This is a genomic window from Bradyrhizobium sp. LMTR 3 (genome assembly GCF_001693485.1).
In the GTDB taxonomy this organism is placed as follows: Bacteria; Pseudomonadota; Alphaproteobacteria; order Rhizobiales; family Xanthobacteraceae; genus Bradyrhizobium.
In genome coordinates, this window is the sequence record NZ_MAXC01000033.1 from 202,925 (window position 1) to 222,057 (window position 19,133).

18 protein-coding genes are annotated in these 19,133 nt (G+C 63.2%); 10 read left to right on the forward strand and 8 right to left on the reverse strand.

Annotated features, from left to right (window positions below; all coding sequences use genetic code 11):
* Positions 1–258: 258 nt before the first annotated feature.
* From LMTR3_RS21745 to LMTR3_RS21765, 5 genes are all read right to left on the reverse strand, one after another.
* Positions 259–1,503: an MFS transporter gene (locus LMTR3_RS21745; RefSeq protein WP_065747048.1), complete on the reverse strand. Its 1,245-nt coding sequence runs from the start codon at positions 1,501–1,503 to the stop codon at positions 259–261.
* 290 nt (positions 1,504–1,793) lie between these two features.
* Positions 1,794–3,824, reverse strand: coding sequence for a peroxidase family protein (locus LMTR3_RS21750; RefSeq protein WP_065747049.1), 2,031 nt, complete (start codon positions 3,822–3,824; stop codon positions 1,794–1,796).
* Between the two features lie 203 nt (positions 3,825–4,027).
* Complete coding sequence (locus LMTR3_RS21755; protein ID WP_065747050.1) at positions 4,028–5,797, reverse strand: flotillin family protein; 1,770 nt, start codon at positions 5,795–5,797, stop codon at positions 4,028–4,030.
* 2 nt (positions 5,798–5,799) lie between these two features.
* Entirely contained in the window at positions 5,800–6,459 is a 660-nt protein-coding gene (locus LMTR3_RS21760) for an OB-fold-containig protein (protein WP_065747051.1), read from the reverse strand.
* Complete coding sequence (locus tag LMTR3_RS21765; protein WP_065747052.1) at positions 6,456–7,586, reverse strand: PspA/IM30 family protein; 1,131 nt, start codon at positions 7,584–7,586, stop codon at positions 6,456–6,458. The genes LMTR3_RS21760 and LMTR3_RS21765 overlap by 4 nt, the downstream gene beginning before the upstream one ends.
* 142 nt (positions 7,587–7,728) lie before the next feature.
* Here LMTR3_RS21765 and LMTR3_RS21770 point away from each other — a divergent pair, with 142 nt between their 5' ends.
* Positions 7,729–9,117 (forward strand): Nramp family divalent metal transporter, encoded by a 1,389-nt coding sequence (locus tag LMTR3_RS21770; RefSeq protein ID WP_065747053.1) that lies wholly within the window; start codon positions 7,729–7,731, stop codon positions 9,115–9,117.
* A gap of 133 nt (positions 9,118–9,250) precedes the next feature.
* Here LMTR3_RS21770 and LMTR3_RS21775 read toward each other — a convergent pair whose 3' ends face one another.
* The 3 genes from LMTR3_RS21775 to hemB form a co-directional block, all read right to left on the reverse strand.
* Entirely contained in the window at positions 9,251–10,027 is a 777-nt protein-coding gene (locus tag LMTR3_RS21775; protein ID WP_065747054.1) for an arginyltransferase, read from the reverse strand.
* Positions 10,028–10,209: 182 nt separating this feature from the next.
* The gene (locus LMTR3_RS21780) at positions 10,210–10,782 is read right to left on the reverse strand and encodes an RDD family protein (protein WP_065747055.1); all 573 of its coding nucleotides are present in this window, start codon (positions 10,780–10,782) and stop codon (positions 10,210–10,212) included.
* A gap of 284 nt (positions 10,783–11,066) precedes the next feature.
* Positions 11,067–12,128, reverse strand: coding sequence for a porphobilinogen synthase (gene hemB / locus LMTR3_RS21785; protein ID WP_065747056.1), 1,062 nt, complete (start codon positions 12,126–12,128; stop codon positions 11,067–11,069).
* 211 nt (positions 12,129–12,339) lie between these two features.
* On the opposite strand from hemB, the gene LMTR3_RS21790 reads away from it, so the two are divergent.
* From LMTR3_RS21790 to glyA, 9 genes are all read left to right on the forward strand, one after another.
* Positions 12,340–12,813, forward strand: a complete 474-nt coding sequence (locus tag LMTR3_RS21790; RefSeq protein WP_065747057.1) for a DUF6163 family protein — start codon at positions 12,340–12,342, stop codon at positions 12,811–12,813.
* Between the two features lie 530 nt (positions 12,814–13,343).
* Positions 13,344–13,859 (forward strand): transcriptional regulator LdtR, encoded by a 516-nt coding sequence (ldtR, locus tag LMTR3_RS21795; RefSeq protein ID WP_028345688.1) that lies wholly within the window; start codon positions 13,344–13,346, stop codon positions 13,857–13,859.
* A 277-nt stretch (positions 13,860–14,136) separates the two neighbouring features.
* A complete protein-coding gene (locus LMTR3_RS21800) occupies positions 14,137–14,361 on the forward strand; it encodes a hypothetical protein (protein WP_065747058.1) in 225 nt (74 codons plus the stop codon).
* Positions 14,362–14,394: 33 nt separating this feature from the next.
* Positions 14,395–14,616, forward strand: a complete 222-nt coding sequence (locus LMTR3_RS21805; RefSeq protein WP_065747059.1) for a hypothetical protein — start codon at positions 14,395–14,397, stop codon at positions 14,614–14,616.
* Positions 14,617–14,734: 118 nt separating this feature from the next.
* Positions 14,735–15,091 carry a DUF6152 family protein gene (locus LMTR3_RS21810; RefSeq protein ID WP_065747060.1) on the forward strand — a complete coding sequence of 119 codons (357 nt, stop codon included), beginning with the start codon at positions 14,735–14,737 and terminating at the stop codon, positions 15,089–15,091.
* Between the two features lie 4 nt (positions 15,092–15,095).
* On the forward strand, positions 15,096–15,584 hold the full coding sequence (locus LMTR3_RS21815; protein WP_065747061.1) for a hypothetical protein: 489 nt from the start codon (positions 15,096–15,098) through the stop codon (positions 15,582–15,584).
* A gap of 14 nt (positions 15,585–15,598) precedes the next feature.
* Positions 15,599–16,174, forward strand: coding sequence for a histidine phosphatase family protein (locus LMTR3_RS21820; RefSeq protein WP_065747062.1), 576 nt, complete (start codon positions 15,599–15,601; stop codon positions 16,172–16,174).
* 693 nt (positions 16,175–16,867) lie between these two features.
* Positions 16,868–17,503, forward strand: coding sequence for a glutathione S-transferase family protein (locus LMTR3_RS21825; protein WP_065747063.1), 636 nt, complete (start codon positions 16,868–16,870; stop codon positions 17,501–17,503).
* Positions 17,504–17,805: 302 nt separating this feature from the next.
* Positions 17,806–19,116 (forward strand): serine hydroxymethyltransferase, encoded by a 1,311-nt coding sequence (gene glyA, locus LMTR3_RS21830; RefSeq protein ID WP_065747064.1) that lies wholly within the window; start codon positions 17,806–17,808, stop codon positions 19,114–19,116.
* Positions 19,117–19,133: the final 17 nt, after the last annotated feature.

Here is a 19,133-nt window from a genome sequence, read left to right on the forward strand (position 1 = left end):
GAGGGTTCCCGCTTTTACATGAGATGATATATATCATATAAAGCGGCATGGGAAAGCACCAATGGGCTCCGGGCAATTAGAAAGAAATGCTGGCAAAAACCGTCATTGCGAGTGAGCGACGTGCCCCGGACGCGGCGCAGCACGAAGGGATGCGCTGCAGAGCCGGGGCCAATCTTTCCGCGGCGTGGGTCCCGGCTCTGCGGTGGAGCGCTGAAGGAACGCTGCACCGCGTCCGGGACACGAGCAGCACTTCCTCGGCTAGCACGCCGCCGGCTCGCCCACCATCTCCGGCTGCCGTGCCAGCGAGACCACCGGCGACAGCAGGATCACCAGCGCTTGGGCCGCGAAGATGGCGGCTGCCAGATAGAGGCAGGCTTCCGCGCCATAGAGCCCGCCGACGGCTGCGCCCAGCGCCGAGCCGAGCGGGCGAGCGCCATAGCTCATGATGTTGATGGCGGAGACGCGCCCGAGCAGCGAGGGCGGCGTCACCGATTGGCGCAGCGTGGTGGTCGAGATCACCCAGAGGATCGGGCCGGCGCCGAGCAGGAAGAAGCTCAGCCCCGCGAGCCACGGCGTCGGCACGATCGTCGTCAGCGCCATCACGGTGGCGGCAACGAAACCGGTCACCGGCCCGAGCCCGATCACGGTGCCGAAGGCCAGCCGCTGCATCACCCGCGTGGCCGCGAGCGCGCCGGCCACCATGCCGACGCCGTACATCGCAAGCGTCACGCCGACGCCGGTGGCTGATAGGCCGAGATGGCGAACGGCGTAGGGCACGAACACGGCCAGCAGCAGGAACGACGCCGTGTTGAAGATGAACTGCGTGATGAACACGGGCCGCAGCAGCGCGTGATGCAACACGAACGCGGCACCTTCCCTGATCTCCTGCAAGGGATGGCGGCGGGGGGCAGGGGCGCGTGCCGGTTCATAGATGCCCGACAGCAAGACGACGGCCATCACCGACAATGCGGCGGCAAAGCCGAAGGCAGGCGCAGCCCCGACCCATCCGACCAGCACGCCGCCGAGCGCCGGACCGCTCGCAAACGCCACCGTGCGCGCCAGTTCGATGCGCGCGTTCGCCGCGGGCAATTGCTCCGAATTGACCAGCGATGGCACCAAAGCCGGCGCGGCGACGCTGTAGGCTACGGTGCCGCATACGGCGACGAAGCCGAGTAGCGAGAGCAGCGGCAGCGTTATTGCGCCGAGCCAGATCAGCAGCAGCGTCGCGGCAAGCGCGGCCGCCCGCAGCGCTTCGGAGGCCGCCATCACCCAGCGCCGCGAGATGCGGTCGGCAAGGAGACCGGCTGGAATCGCAAACAGGATGAAGGGCAGGGTCAGCGCGGTCTGCAATAGCCCGGTCTGGCCTTCGCCCGTGCCGAGCAGCAGCACCGCGACGATGGGCGCTGCGGCCAGCGCAATCTGCTCGGCCGATTGCGCGGCGAGGTTCGACCAGGCCAGACGGTTGAAGGTCGCGGGCAGGCGCGGTGTCGGATCGGGTGACATGACGGTATTCCCTGGAAGATTCGATTCTCACCTCATTGTCTGGTCTGAGGACGATCGAACCCACCCGTTTCCCGACAAGCCCCTCTACAAACAAAAGCCTCCACACGCGCACGTGTGGAGGCATACCGGTTTGCGTGAGGGGCTGCCGTCATTCCGGGGCGATGCGAAGCATCGAACCCGGAATCTCGAGATTCCGGGTTCGCTTCGCGCCCCGGAATGACGATGGCGAGTGGATGCCCGGCAAACAGTTGGATCGAGCCAATCCGCAGAAGTTATTTCGTGAATTGGCATCAAACGTCGAACAGGAAATCGTGCTTTGTGAGTTCATGGGGCCGTACGTTGGTAAGTTCGATCCGGTCATCACCGACCTGGACCACCGTGTTCCCATGGTCGCCCCAGATCCTCACGTCGCGAAAGTCCAAACGGCCGGCATTCTCAAACACCAGCATGTCGACGCCCGGATCGAAGTCGGTGATCTCAGCTTTGGTGGATCCGAAATCAAACACAAAGCGATCCGCGCCGTCATTCCCTGTCATCGTCTGCTTGCCGGTTCCGGCGAACAGATAATCGCCCTGCGGACCGCCGATCAATGTGTCGTTGCCATCGGAGCCGATGACGATCTGGCGGGCTTCGGGGTCTTCGGACTCCACGCCACCGGCAAGGCCGGTGTGCCGCGTATAGGTGACGAAGACATCGTCCTGGATATGCTTGGTGTCGGTATTGCGCAGGATGATATCTGCCAGCGTCGTGCCTTTGATCTCTGCCAACGTCTTGGAATCGAATCCCTGATTCTCGAACCAGAACCGGTCGCCGTCGCGCAACGCCTCGAACTGCATCGTAATGATGGCCTGGAAGGTTTCGCCGACCAGCGCGCCAGCGACATGATTTTCTGACAAGCCGCCGGTCCACAGGCCGACGTTGTCGACATTGCCGTAAGCCGCTTTCAGTCCGGCCAGCGTTTCCGGGTCGCTCGTGATCTGGCTGAAATCCGTGTAGGGGTCGAGGCCGAGTGCTTCACGGGTCTGGTTGAGCGTGCCGAGGCCAAGGTCGCGCGCGCGCTGGATGTTGATCGCGGCGAGATCGAGAGACACCGGTGGATCGAAAAGGAAGTTACGCAGGTCGTCGACGATGCGCGCGTCGAGTGCTTGTGATGGATCGGCGGCCAGGTGGCGCAATTGTCCGTCGGCGCCGCCATTGTCGTTGAAGTTTGCAGCCGGCTGGAAAAATACATCCTTCAGGTCTTCCTCGGAGCCCGCGATGACTTCGCCGTTCTCCGCAAGGCCTTCGGTTTCGCCTGACACGATCGAATGTCCGAAGCGGAACGCCGCAGCGACGAATTCCAGCGTGAGGTGGGGATCGACATTGGGGTCATAGCCGTCGTAGGGCGTGAGCGCGTTCTTGCCAAGTAGGTTTGGCAGGAACTCCGAATAGGTGATGTTGGCGATTTCCGCCGTCACGATAGCGCGGGCGTGATTGTAGAGCTGGTCGCCGCTCCAGTTCGGGTGCTCAAGATGCAGTTTGTCGACCCAATAATTGTGTTCGCGCACGAATAGCGTTTGCAGCGCGGTGAGCGCCGGATTTTCTGCGGCACGGACGTCTCCTGCCACGACCATGCCGTCGACGATCGGCAGGTTGTTGCCAGCCGACGTCAACATGTGGCCGTCGGCGGTGCGCAGGCTGGCCGCGGTCGCGGCGTTGGACCCATAAACCATAGAGGCGTCCAGCCAGGCGGTATTGGAGTTGACCGCCATCGCGGGATTGGACGTGCCCGCACCGGTCGTGGGATCGATGACCGCGCGGGTGATCGGGATGATGGTGCCGGCGGGAAGCACGGGATCGCCGCCGGGGACGACGACGCTGATATCGTTGACGCCATCCGTCCGGGTCAGCGTCATGTCATGATCGATGAATTGACCCCATGCGTACATGAAGGCGGACACACCTTCCGGGTTCGCCACATCAGGGTCGCCGGCGCCGACGACAAGATTGCTGATGGTGCGGGGATTGTTGCCGCCGAGCGGGACGGAGATGCCGTCGGCAAAATGCGCCTCGCCGATACGTGCGAATTCGGTGCCGGCGGCGTTGAGGGTGGAATCCGATTGATTGTTCTGCGAACCGTCGAAGCTGCGGTACTCGAGTTTTACCGGCTTGGGATCCGGGTAGCACGGCGAGCCGTGAGGGCCATGTGGACCATGGTCCTCACCCGGGCCATGCGAGCCGTGCGGTCGGTGCGGCACATGAAAATGGCCGAGAAAATCGCCGAAGTGAAAATCGTCGTCTCTGTCTTGGTGTGCCTCCCAAGCCCGCTTGAACTGACGCATCTGGATGCTCCCTCAGTTGCAATTGCGAATTAGTTGCAATTGGTTGTCACGAATGCGAGGCATTTGCAATAAGGAAGTGCGGGCTGCCCGCAGCCCGCGCGCTTCCCTACAACTGACAGGAGAGAGGGACTCCAGGAAAAAGGCCCGCCGCGCGAATGGCGGCAGGCCTCGATTTGAACGGCGTTCTGGCTGCTTCTGCTTGATTACGACTTCGGCCCGAGCGTCGCCTTGCCGGTTCCCGAGATCGTCGCCGGCGGCGTAGCTAGCTCATCTTCATCAGCATCTATAGCAGCGGGCAATTCGGCAGGACTGGCGAGTTGCTGCGCGGCCAGCGCGTTGGTCAGGCTGGTCAGCGCGTCGGGGCCGGCGGCGAAGCCGCCCTCGGCGAGGATCTTGTCGATGATCGGCTTGAACGCCGAGACCGACAGCAACTGCGCGGCAAGGCCGTCACCCAGACCAAGCCCGTTGCCATGGCCGTTCATCGCGCCATTGCCGCCGCCACGGCCGAGCAGGCCGCCGGTGTCGAAGATCCGGATGTCGGAAATCTTCTCGATCGGCTTGACCGCTTCGGCCAGCGCGTTCGGGATGATGTTGATGCGCGCCATGGTGAGATCGTAGTCGACCATCGCCTGAGAGAGCTTGTTGCGCGCTTCCGCCTTCAAGGCCGCCACCTCGGCCTCGGCCTGGCCGAGCGATTTGACGCCGAGTGCGCGGGTGGTTGCCGCCTCGGCGTCGGCCTTGGCCAGCATGGTGATGGCTTCCGCCTTGTTGTTCGCAGCCTGGTTCTCGGCTTCCGCCATCACGGTGATCGGCATCGCCTCGGTCTCGGCAGCCTTGCGCGCCGCGATCACGTTGATGATCTTGTCGCGTTCGGCGATTTCGACGGCTTTGGCGGTGGTGACCTTTTCCTCGGCCGCAATTGCCAGCGCACGCGCGGTCTCGGCGACGGTCTGCGCTTCCGACTGTTCCTTGCTTTTGGTCGCAACCGCGATCGCGCTTTCCTGCGCGACGATCTGCAGGTCGCGCTCCATTTCAGTGTTGCGGCGCTTCACCGCGAGGTCGGCCTCGATCTTTCTGGTGTCGCGCAACTGATTGGCTTCGGTCTGCTTGTTGGCGACCGCCAGTTCCTGCTGGATGCGGTATTCGGCCTCGTTCTGCAGCGCGGTCTGCTCGACCTGCGCAGTCTGCGCGCGCATCGCGGCGGTCTTGTTGGCGATGTCGCGCTGTTGGGCCAGCTCCGCCTCGCGCTTGGTGGCCTCGATCGTCAGCGTGGTCTGGCGGGCGACGAGGTCCTGCTGCGCGATGTTGACCTCGGTGGTGCGCACGATCTGGTTGCGCTCCTGTTCGCGCTCGCGCGTGATCTTGGTCAGCGTCGTCAGACCGTGGGCGTCGAAGAAGTTGCTCGGGTTGAAATGTTTGATGTCGCTCTGGTCGAGACGGGTCAGCGACACCGATTCGAGCTCAAGGCCGTTGTTCTGGATGTCGGCGCCGACGGCGTCCTGCACCGATTTCACGAACGTCGCGCGCTGCTCCTGCAGCTCCTCGAGGTTCATGGTGGCGGCCACCGAACGCAGGCCGTCGACGAATTTGGCCTCGATCAGTTCGCGCAGCTCGCCTGCATTTTGGGTGCGGCTGCCGAGCGTTTGCGCGGCAAGCGCGATCGAGGAAGTATCGGGTTTGACGCGCAGATAGAACTCGGCGCCGATATCGACGCGCATGCGGTCCTTGGTGATCATCGAGTCCGGGCCGCCGCGGGTGACCTCCAGCCGCAGCGTCTTCAGATTGACCGCGGCGACGGAGTGGAACACCGGAAGGACGATCGAGCCGCCGTCGAGCACGACCTTCTGGCCGCCGAGTCCGGTGCGGACATAGGCTTCATCACGGGTCGAGCGGCGGTACAGTTTGGCAAGCAGTAAACCGATAACAAGAACGGCGATAACGCCAATCGTGACGGGTATTGCAAGTTCCCACATGTTCAAGCCCTGTCTGAACGTTGTTGCGCAATGAGGTCGGCTGGTGCGGAAATGGCGATAAAGCTTTTGGCGTCACGGTCGACCAGCAAAACGCTGGCGCCGACCGGGAGGGGTACGGATTCGGGACTGGCGCGCGCCACCAGAGAGTGCCAGTTACCGAAGACATCCTTGAGACGGACGCGGCCGGGCAGTCCCTGGTCGAGCGGGCCGATCGAAACCTCGGCGACATGGCCGATGAAATCGGCCTCGTCCACCGCATAGGTCTCGTCGCGAGGGATGATCTTGGCGATGCCGCGGCTGGTGACGCGGATGGCCGGAATGCTGCAGGCCGCCGCGGCGAGCGCCGCGATCGAGATGGGGACCGAGATCCCCACGCCGTGCGCCAACCCTTGCAGGAAGAATCCCGCGATCGAGAACGTGCCGAGCGCGAGAATGATCAGGATCAAAAGCGGTAGACGCCCCGCATTGATCCAGAGGAACAGGCCGCCGAGGCCATTGGCGTGGTCGGACTCGACGGTGACTTCCTTGCCGAGCAGTTCGCTGATCGAGAAGCCGACCAGCGTCGCCAGCAGTTCGATGCCACCGAGCGCCAGCATGATTGCGGCGGCAATTGCGAAGGGACGTACGTCGGGCGCCAGCAGGAGGTCGGACACGGCACTCATTGCTGCGATTTGATCCTTTCAAGCCGCGCCGCGATTTCCTTCTCGCGATGCAACCGGTCGAGTTCGTCGAGCTCCTTGTCGCCGGGCACGCTTGCAGCCGGCACGCCGGTGACGCGTGCGATCGCCGCCATCGCCCGATCGGGACTCACGGTCTTGGTCGCGCCGGCCGCGCGTCCGGTTTCGTGCGGCGCGTGTTTTTCGAGGCTCGCCTCGAGATCGGCGAGGCGGGTCTCGGCTTCACGCCGCGCGCCAAGCATCGCCTGCAACGCCTTGGTCTGCTCGTCGATTTCGAGTTCGATGAAATCCATCGCGCGCTCCAGCGCGGTACCCTGCGATTCCAGATCAATTTGCCGTGCAACGCCGGCGCGGGCGAGATCTTCGCGGTTCTCTGCAACCGCAAGACGAATCTTGTCGGTCAGCGCGGCGATTTCGCCGTCGAGCTCCTCGCGCCGGCGCTTGAGGCGGAACTCCTCGGCGCGGGACTTGCCGAGTGCGTGGCGCGCTTCGTCGGCGCCGGCGTCGATTTCGCGGATCGCCTGCTTGACCAGCGCGACCTTGTTGCTGTTCTCGGCATTGTCGATCGTCTCACTGGCAATGGCGGCAAGAAGTCTGCCCATACGCGCAAGGATACCTTCGTGAACCATGGTCTTCTCCTCCGGCTGTGGTGATTTCGATTTGACGGCGATGTGGATTTCGTAAGCCCGGCCGTCCGAAACCAAATGAGCCGGGAAAGGGCTATCCCAGCCGGCAAGATAGCCGGGGATTTCAAACGGCACCAAGACACGTCCGTGGACAGTGCTAATGGTCAGTGAAGTTGGTCCCTTGATCGCAAACAACTTGTCGTCGAGCGGGATTTTGCGCGTTGCCGAGCCGGCGACGTAACTGGCGCGGTCGCGCAGACCAAGCGTCACGAGACGCGCGGGCAGTCCCGTCTCGATGCGGATCCGCTCATAGGCCTGGGCGTGGAGGGTAACGAGGTTGGCGCCGACCGGGGCAACCTCGGCGAGGATCGCCATCATCCGGTCATAGGCGGCAAAGGTCGCTTCTATGGCGGCGATGCCGGCCTCGTCGGGGGCGAGGGCGTATCGCAGCGTGGCCGTCGGAGTTTCGATCGGAACCTTTATCATGCGGGTCAGCGTAAAGTACTTCCTCAGTGCTTTAGGCGATCTGCGGTATCATTTTCGTGATCTCCAGATGCAACTGCACATGATTGCCAGATGCAGTTGCAAATGAGTTGCAATAAGAACGAAGATCGGCCATCTTCCTGAAATGGATGCGCGCACGCCCGAGTTGGGACCGGAAGCCAAGGGTTTGGTGATGGCTGACACGACCGCCACCGGTTGGCGCGCTGACGCCGCCGCCGACGCGCGGCGGAGCTTGCCCGAGGTCAATTCCACGATCCTGGTGCCCTTTGGCGGGCATTGGTCGCGCCGGCTGCTGGCCTTCCTCGGCCCGGGCTATCTGGTTTCGGTCGGCTACATGGACCCCGGCAACTGGGCCACCGACCTCGCGGGCGGTTCGAAGTTCGGCTACACGCTGCTCGCGGTCATCCTGCTGTCGAACCTGATGGCGATCCTGTTGCAGGCGCTCGCCGCGCGGCTTGGCATCGTCACCGACCGCGATCTGGCGCAGGCCTGCCGCGCCAGCTTCTCGCGGCCCGTGAACTTCCTGCTCTGGGTGGTCTGCGAGGCGGCGATCATCGCCTGCGATCTTGCCGAGGTGATCGGCACCGCGATCGCGCTCAACCTGTTGTTCGGCATTCCCCTGATCTGGGGCGCGCTGATAACGGCGCTCGATGCCTTCCTGCTGCTCCTCCTGATGAACAAGGGTTTTCGCTTCCTCGAAGCCTTCGTCATCTCGCTGCTGATTGTGATCGCGGTCTGCTTTTCGATTCAGATCGTGGCTGCGGCGCCGCCGGTAGCTGCCGTCCTGAAGGGGTTTGTGCCGTCGCCCGAGATCGTCACCAATCCGGAGATGCTCTACATCGCCATCGGCATCATCGGCGCCACCGTGATGCCGCATAATCTCTACCTGCACTCTTCGATCGTGCAGACCCGCGCCTATGAACGCAACGACAAGGGGCGCCGCGAGGCGATCAAATGGGCGACGACGGACTCGACCATCGCGCTGATGCTGGCGCTGTTCATCAATGCCGCGATCCTGATCGTCGCCGCTTCCACCTTCCATGCGACCGGCCGCACGGAAGTGGCCGAAATCGGCCAGGCATATGAACTGCTGTCGCCGCTGCTCGGCCTCGGCATTGCCTCGACCCTGTTTGCGGTGGCGCTGCTCGCCTCCGGCCTGAACTCGACCGTCACCGCGACGCTGGCGGGCCAGATCGTGATGGAGGGCTTTCTGCACCTGCGGCTGCCGAACTGGGCGCGGCGGCTCGTCACCCGCGGCATCGCCATCGTTCCGGTCGTGATCGTCACCGCGCTCTATGGCGAGCGCGGCACCGGCCAACTCCTGGTGTTCAGCCAGGTCGTGCTGTCGATGCAATTGCCGTTCGCGGTGATCCCGCTGGTGAAATTCGTTTCCGACCGCCGCAAGATGGGCAAGTTCGTCATCCCGCGCGCGGTAGCTGCCGTGGCGTGGATCGTGGCCGGAATCATCGTCGCGCTGAACGTGAAGTTGTTGTTCGAGACGTTTTTCGGCTAGTGCCGCACAGTAGGTATTGCCCTCATGGTGAGGAGCGCGCACTTGCGCGCGTCTCGAACCATGAGGCCCCGTCAGTGCCATTCATCCTTCGAGACGCCGCTGCGCGGCTCCTCAGGATGAGGTTTGGCCCTCTTCAATCCTGCGGCTCGGACAGCATTTCGCCCATCGCATCCACCCGCAGCCAGCCTGACGGCGCCAGTCGCTGCTGCGGCAGGAAGCGGCCCTTGTAGTCCATCTTCTTGGAGCCTTCGATCCAGTAGCCGAGATAGACGTAAGGCAGCCCAAGCCGGCGCGCGCGGGTGATGTGGTCGAGGATCATGAAGGTGCCGAGCGAGCGGCTCGCCTGCGACGGCTCGAAGAACGAGTACACCATCGACAGCCCGTCGCTGAGCACATCCGTCAGCGCCACCGCGATCAGCTCCTCGCCGCGGCCGGTGATGCCGGTGTCGACGCCGCGCTTGCGGTATTCGATGATGCGGGTCTCGACATGGCTGTCTTCCACCATCATCGCGTAGTCGAGCACGGTCATGTCGGCCATGCCGCCATGGCGGTGGCGCCTGTCGAGATAGGCGCGGAACACGGAGTATTGCTCCGACGTCGGCACCGCGCTGCGCTGCTCGCCGACGATGTCGGCATTGCGCGCCAACACCTTCTTGAAGTTGCGCGAGGGGCGGAATTCGTTGGCGATGACGCGCACGGAGACGCAGGCCCGGCACTGGTCGCAGGCCGGGCGGTAGGCGATCGACTGGCTGCGGCGGAAGCCGCCATGGGTCAGGAGGTCGTTGAGGTCGCCGGCCTTGTCGCCGACCAGATGCGTGAACACCTTGCGCTCGTGCCGGCCCGGCAGATAGGGGCAGGGCGAGGGCGCCGTCAGGTAGAATTGCGGGGTATCACGCGAGTGTTGGGTCACGTCGGGTCGTCACGCCTCCGAAACAAGTCAACCATAGCGCTTTCCAACGCAGTAGACACGGTTCGCGTTAAGAAAACGCATCGGAACAAAAAAGCGCCGGCCCGGCCCCGATTCATCTTGGGGCCCCGACCGGCTCTAACATCGCGCCCCGAAGGCGGACGGTCAAATAGTTTGCTGCTCGCTCAATAGCTGCTGCGCGCCGAGGGGACTACCTGGGTACGAACCGAGCTGTTAATGACCACGGTTCCCAGGATGATGTCGTGCAGCAGCCGGCGGCGGCCGTTGAACAGGCCGACCAGCAGCACCAGCGGCGTCAGGAATGAGATCGAGACCCAGTACAGCACGGCATGGCAGGCACCGAGCACGAAATAGCCCGGTTCGCCGTACCAGGTGCGCAGCTCCAGATCCATCGCGCGCATGCCGAGCGTCGCCGAATGCGGGCCGCCGATCGAGGTCCCGTAATAGACGATCGCCCACACGATGGTGGCGGGCCAAGCCAGCCAGAACAGCATCCAGCCGAGCCCGAGCGTGATGATGCCGAACAGGCCGATGAAGATGTAGCCGAGGATGACGGGCACCGACAGCACGACGAGATCGATCAGGAACGCAAATACCCGCCGCGTCAGCACGCCGCGAAACAGTTCCGGCTGCGAATAGGGATCGAACGCATGCGGCGGCACTCCACCGTCGTTCCGCCAGCCGCCGCCAGCATTTTGAGCGCCGCCGCCAGTATTGCCAGAGCCGCTATAAGACATGGTCCGTCCTCCAGGCCGATTTCCCTGACGACACATGGGAACCGGCCGCGCGCTCGCCAAGGGCCTGCGACCATTAACAGCGCGCAATATTGTCGGGTTGCCGCGGTGGACGCACAACTTCTCCGTCGTCCCTGCGAACGCATACGCCGCGGCTCATCAATGGGACGATGGGGCCAGTTGTCTTCGCCACCACGTGCAGGAAACTGTAGGGTGTGCGAAGCGTGCCCACCATTCCGTCCGGAAGCCTTGGTGGTGGGCACGGCGCAAGAGCGCCTTTGCCCACCCTACGAGTCCGCCTTCAGCTTCTCCGCGGCCTTCGGCGCAAAGTACGTCAAGATGCCATCCGCGCCGGCGCGCTTGAAGCCGAGCAAGCTTTCCATCATGGCGCGGTCGCCGTCGATCCAGCCATTGGCCGCGGCTCCGGCGATCATCGCGTATTCGCCGGAGACCTGGTAGACGAAGGTCGGCATCGCAAACGTGTCTTTCACGCGCCGCACGACGTCGAGATAGGGCATGCCGGGCTTCACCATCACCATGTCGGCGCCTTCGGCGATGTCGAGCTCGACCTCGCGCAGCGCTTCGTCGGAATTGGCGCTGTCCATCTGGTAAGTGCGCTTGTCGCCGGTCAGCGTTTTGGCGGAGCCGATGGCGTCGCGGAACGGGCCGTAGAAGGCGGAGGCGTATTTCGCCGCATAGGACATGATCTGCACGTCCAGAAAACCTGCCTCGTCCAGCGCCGCGCGGATCGCGCCGACGCGGCCGTCCATCATGTCGGATGGCGCGATGACGTCGCAGCCGGCTTCCGCCTGCACCAGCGCCTGTTTCACCAGTACCGCCACCGTTTCGTCGTTGAGGATTTTGCCATCCTCGATCAGTCCATCATGGCCGTGGCTGGTGAATGGATCGAGCGCGACGTCGCACAGCACGCCGATCTCGGGAAATTCCTTCTTGATCGCGCGCACCGACTGGCAGACTAGATTGTTCGGGTTCAGCGCCTCGGAGCCGTGCTCGTCGCGGAGCGACGGCTCGGTATAGGGAAACAGCGCGATGCAGGGGATGTTCAGTTTTGCCGCGCGCTCGGCGTCGCGCACCGCCTGATCGACGGTGAGGCGGTCGACGCCGGGCATCGAGGCCACCGGCGTGCGCGTGTTGTGGCCGTCGACCACGAACATCGGCCAGATCAAGTCGTCCGTGGTCAGCACGTTTTCGCGCACCAGCCGCCGCGCCCATTCCGCCTTGCGGTTGCGGCGGAGGCGGATGGTCAGGTCGAGCGGGGTGGAGGCGAGGGCGGTCTGCCGCCGCGGCGCGTCGCGCATTTCGATCGGACGCCCGAACTTGATCGCCATGTGAACGGTACTCCTTGAGGCGGCGGGAAGGTTTTGATTTGTTCCAATTCTAGCACCTTGCCGCTGCCCCGTCACCGAGCCTTGATCTATCTCATCAGCAATTGATTTTGCCGTCCCGCCGGGCCAAGACATCAGGCCATGAGAAGATTCCAGCACGCATTGCGCCCCGGTTGCGAGGCCAGCCCCCAGATCACCTTCCGGGTTGGCTTCCATGTCTGACGTTTCGGCGCGCGATCAGGGGCGGGACAATGCCAGGGACAATGCGATGTCCATGGCGGCGATGTCCTCGGAGCGGATCGAGCCCGACGACAATGTGTGGACGCGTCGGCTGGTGCTGTTCCTGCGCATCATGGCGGTCGTGTCGATCATGAAGGGCCTGTACCACTGGGCGCAGGTCACAGGTTTCATCGGCGGCGAGGAAGAGGCGTTCGAAAACCAGTCGATGGCCTGGCAGACCGCGACCGTCTATTTCGCCGTCATCGAACTCGTCGGCGCCGTCGGCCTGTGGCTCGCGACGCCTTGGGGCGCCGTGGTGTGGCTCACCACTGTCGTGTCGATGGCGGTGATCGAGCTGATGTTTCCAGGCATCTACGGCGGCAGCCTGACGGTGGTAGGGCTCGAAGCCATGATGCTGGCCGCCTATCTCGCGCTCGCCTGGATGGCCGCGCGCGAGCGCCCGCCGTAGGATCCTGTGGCGCGTCCGGTGGCCTCATGGTTCGCTCGGCGATGCGCAGCATCGTCCGAAGACGCGCGGCCCTGCCGCGCTCCTCACCATGAGGACGAAGCTAGACCTCATCCTGAGGAGCGGCCGTCGCTTCAACGTGTCAGTTTTCCGCCATAATCCATCCGCGTGCAGAATCCGCGACGCGATCCCGTACAATTTTCAAAAAGTTTTCCCGTAACGATTTGGTCACCGTTAAAGGCCGTAAAGGGTTCCACCACACATCTTACGCGAGCGTTTCGATTTCAGACGCACCTGTTTCCGAATGCGACAAGGCTTGCAGACGAAGCGTGAACAGGACGCTTCCAGCGTCAATGAAATGTTGCAAAAAGCCTTGATCCATGGGGCTTAATCCACGATTCACTCTGTTAAATTCATGATCTCTTTATTGTCTTATTTAAGCGGATCTTCAAACCGCCCCCTTAAGTTGAAGCTATCAGGCGGGACAGAAGTTTCGTCGAAATAAGTCGAAAAACGACGACAGGGGAAGTGTCATGATCAAAGCCGTTGCAACGGCGGTGGAAACCGCTGAACGCTCTGCCGGTCAAACTCCGGTGCAGCCGCTCTATCTGGAAGCGTTGACTTTGGTGGAACGGCTGCATCGCCGGCTGCTCGACGTCATCAAGGACGAATTCGATCGCCGCGGCCGCGCCGACATCAATTCGGTGCAGGCATTGCTGCTCTATAACATCGGCGACAAGGAGCTGACCGCGGGCGAGCTGCGTACGCGCGGCTATTACCTCGGCTCCAACGTCTCCTATAACCTCAAGAAGCTCGTCGAGCTCGGCTTCCTCGATCATCAGCGCTCGCGCGTCGATCGTCGCTCGGTCCGCATTCGCCTCACCGCGCAGGGCCAGGAAATCCGCAAGATCGTCGATGCGCTCTACCAGAAGCACGTCAAGACGGTGGAGCAGGTCGGCGGCATCTCGAATGAGGAGTTCGCGACGCTGAACAAGTCGCTGCACCGCCTCGAGCGGTTCTGGACCGACCAGATCCTGTATCGGCTCTGAGAATTCGTAAGCGCCAAGCCGGCCACCTAGAAGACCGGCCGCCAACAAGCGGACAAATGAACTGGCAGGGCGGTAAACCCTGCCCAAAAGCGCATCGGCGCCGGTGTTCCGGCGCTGGTGCGCTTCGTTTTTGAGGGAAAATCCTCTGCATTTCCGGGCAGCTATCGCTGTTTCCTAAAGAGAAATTGCGATTTCTCGCTTTGGAACCAACTTCTTCTCGTTGTGGAACCATCTTCGCGCCTGCGAATTATCGGCCCGGCCACAAAACAGGTGGGGCATGCTGGTCGAGCGCGGAATTCAGGTCATGAATTTTGAAGTGGTGGGCGATGCCTACGCGATCGCCTCAAACTACCTTCGCAAGACTGGCGCCATTGCCGATACCTTGGTCACCGACGAGCGATTGCTCGCAATCATCGTGAAGATGTTCCGGCGCGGCGAATTCAACAGGCTCAGGCTCGCCAACAAGGCGATCGCCACGTTCGAAGCAGGCGCATTGGCCTGACGATCACCCGCTCACGCAAATCAGGAGAAATCCATGGAAGCCGCGATCGAACGGATCATGCAGACCTATGACCTGCTTCTGAACTGCAGCGCCGCTGCCAGCGACGAGGCGCGCGCCAAGGTCACGGCCTATCTCACCACGCTGGTCGAGGCGGGCGAGACGGATCCGCACCGGCTGACGGTGTACGGGCTCACCTATCTACGCCAGCTCGACGGCAGCAACGATCCGGTGAAGGCGGGGTATACGGGATTGTAACGAAAGACGCCTTGCCGCCGCGGCTTGACGCGAGCGTAGACCCGGCGCCTCCGAAGCAAGTCTTGCTGCCTCGCGCGCGCCACCATAGATTTGCGTCTCTGATCGACGGAGGCTCGCCATGACCTCACTCACTCGTCGTTTGTTTCTGTCGCTGGCGGCGGGCCTTGTGCCGGCTTCGGCCATCGCCCATCACGGTTGGGGCGGCTACGACACGTCGAAATCGTTCACCGTCACCGGCAAGATCCTGAAATCCACCTTCGAGAATCCGCATTGCGGGATCGAGATGGAGGTCGACGGCAAGCACTGGCACTTCGTCCTGGCGCCGCCGTCGCGCATGCAGGCGCGTGGCGCAACGCGCGAGCTGATCGCGCCCGGCAAGACCTGCACCGTGTTCGGCTATCCGCACACCAGCAAGCCGGACGAGGCGCGGATCGAATATATCGTGCTCGACGGCAAGCGTATCGAGTTGCGGTAGGGCAGTGGAACATCAGCCGGCCGCATCGATATTCCTGGCCCTGCAGGAAAGCGCGCTGGGTCATGCGATGCGCTCTTCGCCGGCGCTCTATCCCGCGGTCGAGATTCTGCACATTTTCGGCTTCGTGATCCTGGTGGGATCGATCCTGGCGCTCGACTTGAGGCTGCTGGGACTCGGGCGCACGCTTGCCATTCAACCGATGGCGCAATTGCTGCTACCCTTGTCGCGTGCAGGCTTTCTGCTCGCGATCACCATGGGCTTTTTGCTGTTCAGCGCCGATGCTTCGCATGTCGTGAAAAATCCTGCGTTCCAGGCCAAGGTACTGCTGATTGCGGCAGCGCTCGTCAACATCGTGATCGCGCATGCCGTTCCATGGCGTCATGTTGAACACTGGGGCGACAAGGCGTCCGGCGCAGCCAAGGTGACTGCACTGCTATCGATCCTGCTGTGGCTCGGCGTCATCTGCGCGGGGCGCCTGATTGCGTATTTCTAGCAAGGTCGCTTGCCATGTCCTGCATTCGTCTTGCCATCTTCGCGCTCCTCGTCGGTTTGTTCAGTTCGGCGGAGATCGCCACTGCCGAGGAGGCCGCCAACGCCTGGAGGGCGTTGCGCGCCGGGGGGCATGTCGCGCTGATGCGGCATACCGATGCACCGGGGGGCTTCGGCGATCCGCCCGGTTTCCGCGTTGAAGATTGTGCCACCCAGCGCAACCTAAGCGCCAAGGGGAGGGCGGACGCCGAGAAGATCGGTGCGCGGCTCAAGCGGGAAGGGATTGCGTTTGAAGCGATCCTGAGCTCGCCGTGGTGCCGATGCATCGACACCGCCAGATTGCTGAACTTGGGGACGGTCGAAACCGTTGCGACATTCGGTAATGTCGTGGTGCTGCGCGATCAACGAGAGACGCTGACGGCGGGCGCGCGTGAGCGCATCGCTAAATGGGCGTCGCGCGGAAACCTCCTCATTGTGACGCACGGCGCGAACATTTCGGCGCTCACCGGCGTCTCGCCGGCCAGCGGCGAAATCGTCGTCGTCAAAAGCGGAAGCGAACGCACTGAGCCTGCCGGCCGCCTGGTCCTCGATTGAGCCAATTCGAATTACCGTGCGTCCGCCCGCTCTGGTTCACTCTGCGGCCGGCAAAGGTCTCGCGCTGCCCGAAAGGCAAATCAGCTAGATGTTGTGTCCAGCCGGTCTCGCAAAAATTATCCGCTTTCGTCTCGAGGCAAATCAGTCACATATACCGTGCGTCTCACCCAATTGAGGGGCGGGTCGCGATCGTCACGAACGTGCGGTGAGATGCGATGGACGCGGAATGCGCAAGACGTAGGCGCAGGAAGCGTACGGCGAAGTCGTGTGGTTCGGGCGCCGCGGTGCTGGCGTTAAGCTGCGTGAAACTATTTGCGCAGCGACGGAGGCAAAAGAGCCGTTCTCCGGGGAGAGCACGAAGTAAGCCGTAAAGCCATTGCGCAGGGAAGGCCGGGATGCTCCCGCTGAACCTGTATGCTCGTGTGCGTGTTCTTGATGCGCAATGGCACACGAGACCGCGGGTGCAGCCAGCACCCGGTCTTCCCTGCGCCCTCTGTTTGGAGAGGGCGGGAAGTTGAGAGCAAACCTCGGGCGCCATGCGTCGCGAGATCGCGAAAGCGTATCTGCGTAGGATGGGTAGAGCGAAGCGAAACCCATCATCACGTGCGCCGGCATTGATGGGTATCGCTTCGCTCCACCCATCCTACGGGACCTCAAGAACCGCCACGCTCGAACAAGACCGGAGGAAGCCCCATGCTCACGGTTCATCATCTCAACGACTCCCGCTCTCAGCGAATTTTGTGGCTGCTGGAGGAACTCGGCACGCCCTATGAGCTGAAACGTTATCAGCGCAACGCCGAGACGCGGCTGGCGCCGCCGGAATTGAAAGAAGTTCATCCGCTCGGCAAATCGCCCGTCATCACGGACGGCGACATGACCATCGCCGAATCCGGCGCTGTCGTCGATTACATCATCCGCCGCTACGGCCAGGGAAAAGACAAGCCCGCGATGATGCCGGCGCCCGGCAGCGCGGACTACGAGGCCTACAACGAGTGGCTGCACTACTCGGAAGGCTCGGCGATGTTGCCGTTGATGCTGAACCTCTATGTCGGCCGGCTGAAGGAGGCGGGCGCGCCGCTGCATCCGCGCATCGAGGGTGAACTGGCGAACCACCTCGGCTATGTCGACCGCGCGCTGAATGGGCGGGAGTTCTTCGTCGGGGCGTCGCTGACCGGCGCCGACATCCAGATGAGTTTTGTCGGCGAGCTGGCAAAAGTGTTCGACAAGCTCGGGCCATATCGGAACCTGGCCGCTTGGCTGGAGCGCATGCATGCCCGCCCGGCGTTCCAGCGCTCGGTCGCCAAGGGCGGGCCGTACCGGTTTGCGTAACAACCCCGGATGTCGTCCCGGCGAACGCCGGGACCCAATACGCCGCGGCCGCGGGAAGGGGCACCTTGGCCGACGCCTTGCTGTTCCAGGTACCGCCGGGGGTTATGGGCCCCGGCTCAAGGCCGGGGCGACGAGGAATGGGGCTTCATCCCCACCATATCTTGCATAAATACCAGCCCTGTACCGCAAGTGCTTGGCCAATTCCGGCCGATGTGGTATCTCGCAGGCGTTTCTTTCGACCGCCACACCAGACCCGCCCGCTTCGCCCCTAAGGGCCTGCGGCGGTGGAGATATTTCGCCCAATGACCTCCTCGCCCACCAGCGCCAAGACCGGCTCCGCGCCCGACTCGTTCTTCACGGCCACGCTCCCCGAGGCCGACCCGGAAATCGCTGCCGCGATCAAGGGCGAACTCGGCCGCCAGCGGCACGAGATCGAGCTGATCGCCTCGGAAAACATCGTCAGCCGGGCCGTGCTGGAAGCGCAGGGTTCGGTGATGACCAACAAGTACGCGGAAGGCTATCCGGGCGCGCGTTACTATGGCGGCTGCGAATGGGTAGACGTCGCCGAGACGCTGGCGATCGAGCGCGCTAAAAAACTGTTCGGCGCTGGCTTTGCTAACGTCCAGCCCAATTCAGGCAGCCAGATGAACCAGGCGGCGTTCTTGGCGCTGCTGCAGCCTGGCGACACGTTCATGGGCCTCGACCTCGCCGCCGGTGGCCATCTCACGCACGGCTCGCCGGTCAACATGTCCGGCAAGTGGTTCAAGGCCGCGCACTATACGGTGCGGCGCGAGGACCAGATCATTGACATGGATGAGGTGGCGAAGCTGGCCGAGCAGGTGAAGCCGAAGCTGATCATCGCCGGCGGATCGGCCTATTCGCGCGCCTGGGACTTCAAGCGCTTCCGCGAGATCGCCGATAGCGTCGGCGCCTATCTGCTGGTCGACATGGCGCATTTCGCCGGCCTCGTCGCCGGTGGCGTCCATGCCTCGCCGGTGCCGCATGCGCACGTCACCACCACGACGACGCACAAATCGCTGCGCGGTCCGCGCGGCGGCCTGATCCTCTGCAACGACGAGGCGCTTGCCAAGAAGCTGAATTCGGCGATCTTCCCGGGCCTGCAGGGCGGCCCGCTGATGCATGTCATCGCCGCCAAGGCGGTGGCGTTCGCCGAGGCGCTGCGTCCGGACTTCAAGGTCTACGCGAAGAACGTCGTCGAGAACGCCAAGGCGCTTGCCGAAACGCTGCGCGGCCATGGCCTCGACATCGTCTCTGGCGGCACCGACAACCATCTGATGCTGGTCGACCTCCGGCCGAAGGGCCTGAAGGGCAACGTGTCGGAGAAGGCGCTGGTGCGCGCCGCGATCACCTGCAACAAGAACGGCATTCCGTTCGACCCCGAAAAGCCGTTCGTCACCTCGGGCCTGCGTCTCGGCACGCCGGCGGCGACCACGCGCGGCTTCGGTGTTGCCGAGTTCAAGCAGGTCGGCGGCATGATCGCCGAGGTGCTCAACGCGCTGGCGCAGTCGGAGGACGGCAAGGCACCGCTGGTCGAAGCCGCGATCAAGGAACGTGTGAAGGCGCTCACCGACCGCTTCCCGATCTATCAGTAAGGTCTAGCAAGTCGAAG

Excerpts from the sequence above, each read along its gene's own strand:
- LMTR3_RS21745 (WP_065747048.1), bottom strand. The coding sequence starts at position 1,503 with ATGTCACCCGATCCGACACCGCGCCTGCCCGCGACCTTCAACCGTCTG.
- LMTR3_RS21750 (WP_065747049.1), bottom strand. The coding sequence starts at position 3,824 with ATGCGTCAGTTCAAGCGGGCTTGGGAGGCACACCAAGACAGAGACGAC.
- LMTR3_RS21755 (WP_065747050.1), bottom strand. The coding sequence starts at position 5,797 with ATGTGGGAACTTGCAATACCCGTCACGATTGGCGTTATCGCCGTTCTT.
- LMTR3_RS21760 (WP_065747051.1), bottom strand. The coding sequence starts at position 6,459 with ATGAGTGCCGTGTCCGACCTCCTGCTGGCGCCCGACGTACGTCCCTTC.
- LMTR3_RS21765 (WP_065747052.1), bottom strand. The coding sequence starts at position 7,586 with ATGATAAAGGTTCCGATCGAAACTCCGACGGCCACGCTGCGATACGCC.
- LMTR3_RS21770 (WP_065747053.1), top strand. The coding sequence starts at position 7,729 with ATGGATGCGCGCACGCCCGAGTTGGGACCGGAAGCCAAGGGTTTGGTG.
- LMTR3_RS21780 (WP_065747055.1), bottom strand. The coding sequence starts at position 10,782 with ATGTCTTATAGCGGCTCTGGCAATACTGGCGGCGGCGCTCAAAATGCT.
- hemB (WP_065747056.1), bottom strand. The coding sequence starts at position 12,128 with ATGGCGATCAAGTTCGGGCGTCCGATCGAAATGCGCGACGCGCCGCGG.
- LMTR3_RS21790 (WP_065747057.1), top strand. The coding sequence starts at position 12,340 with ATGTCTGACGTTTCGGCGCGCGATCAGGGGCGGGACAATGCCAGGGAC.
- ldtR (WP_028345688.1), top strand. The coding sequence starts at position 13,344 with ATGATCAAAGCCGTTGCAACGGCGGTGGAAACCGCTGAACGCTCTGCC.
- LMTR3_RS21800 (WP_065747058.1), top strand. The coding sequence starts at position 14,137 with ATGCTGGTCGAGCGCGGAATTCAGGTCATGAATTTTGAAGTGGTGGGC.
- LMTR3_RS21805 (WP_065747059.1), top strand. The coding sequence starts at position 14,395 with ATGGAAGCCGCGATCGAACGGATCATGCAGACCTATGACCTGCTTCTG.
- LMTR3_RS21810 (WP_065747060.1), top strand. The coding sequence starts at position 14,735 with ATGACCTCACTCACTCGTCGTTTGTTTCTGTCGCTGGCGGCGGGCCTT.
- LMTR3_RS21820 (WP_065747062.1), top strand. The coding sequence starts at position 15,599 with ATGTCCTGCATTCGTCTTGCCATCTTCGCGCTCCTCGTCGGTTTGTTC.
- LMTR3_RS21825 (WP_065747063.1), top strand. The coding sequence starts at position 16,868 with ATGCTCACGGTTCATCATCTCAACGACTCCCGCTCTCAGCGAATTTTG.
- glyA (WP_065747064.1), top strand. The coding sequence starts at position 17,806 with ATGACCTCCTCGCCCACCAGCGCCAAGACCGGCTCCGCGCCCGACTCG.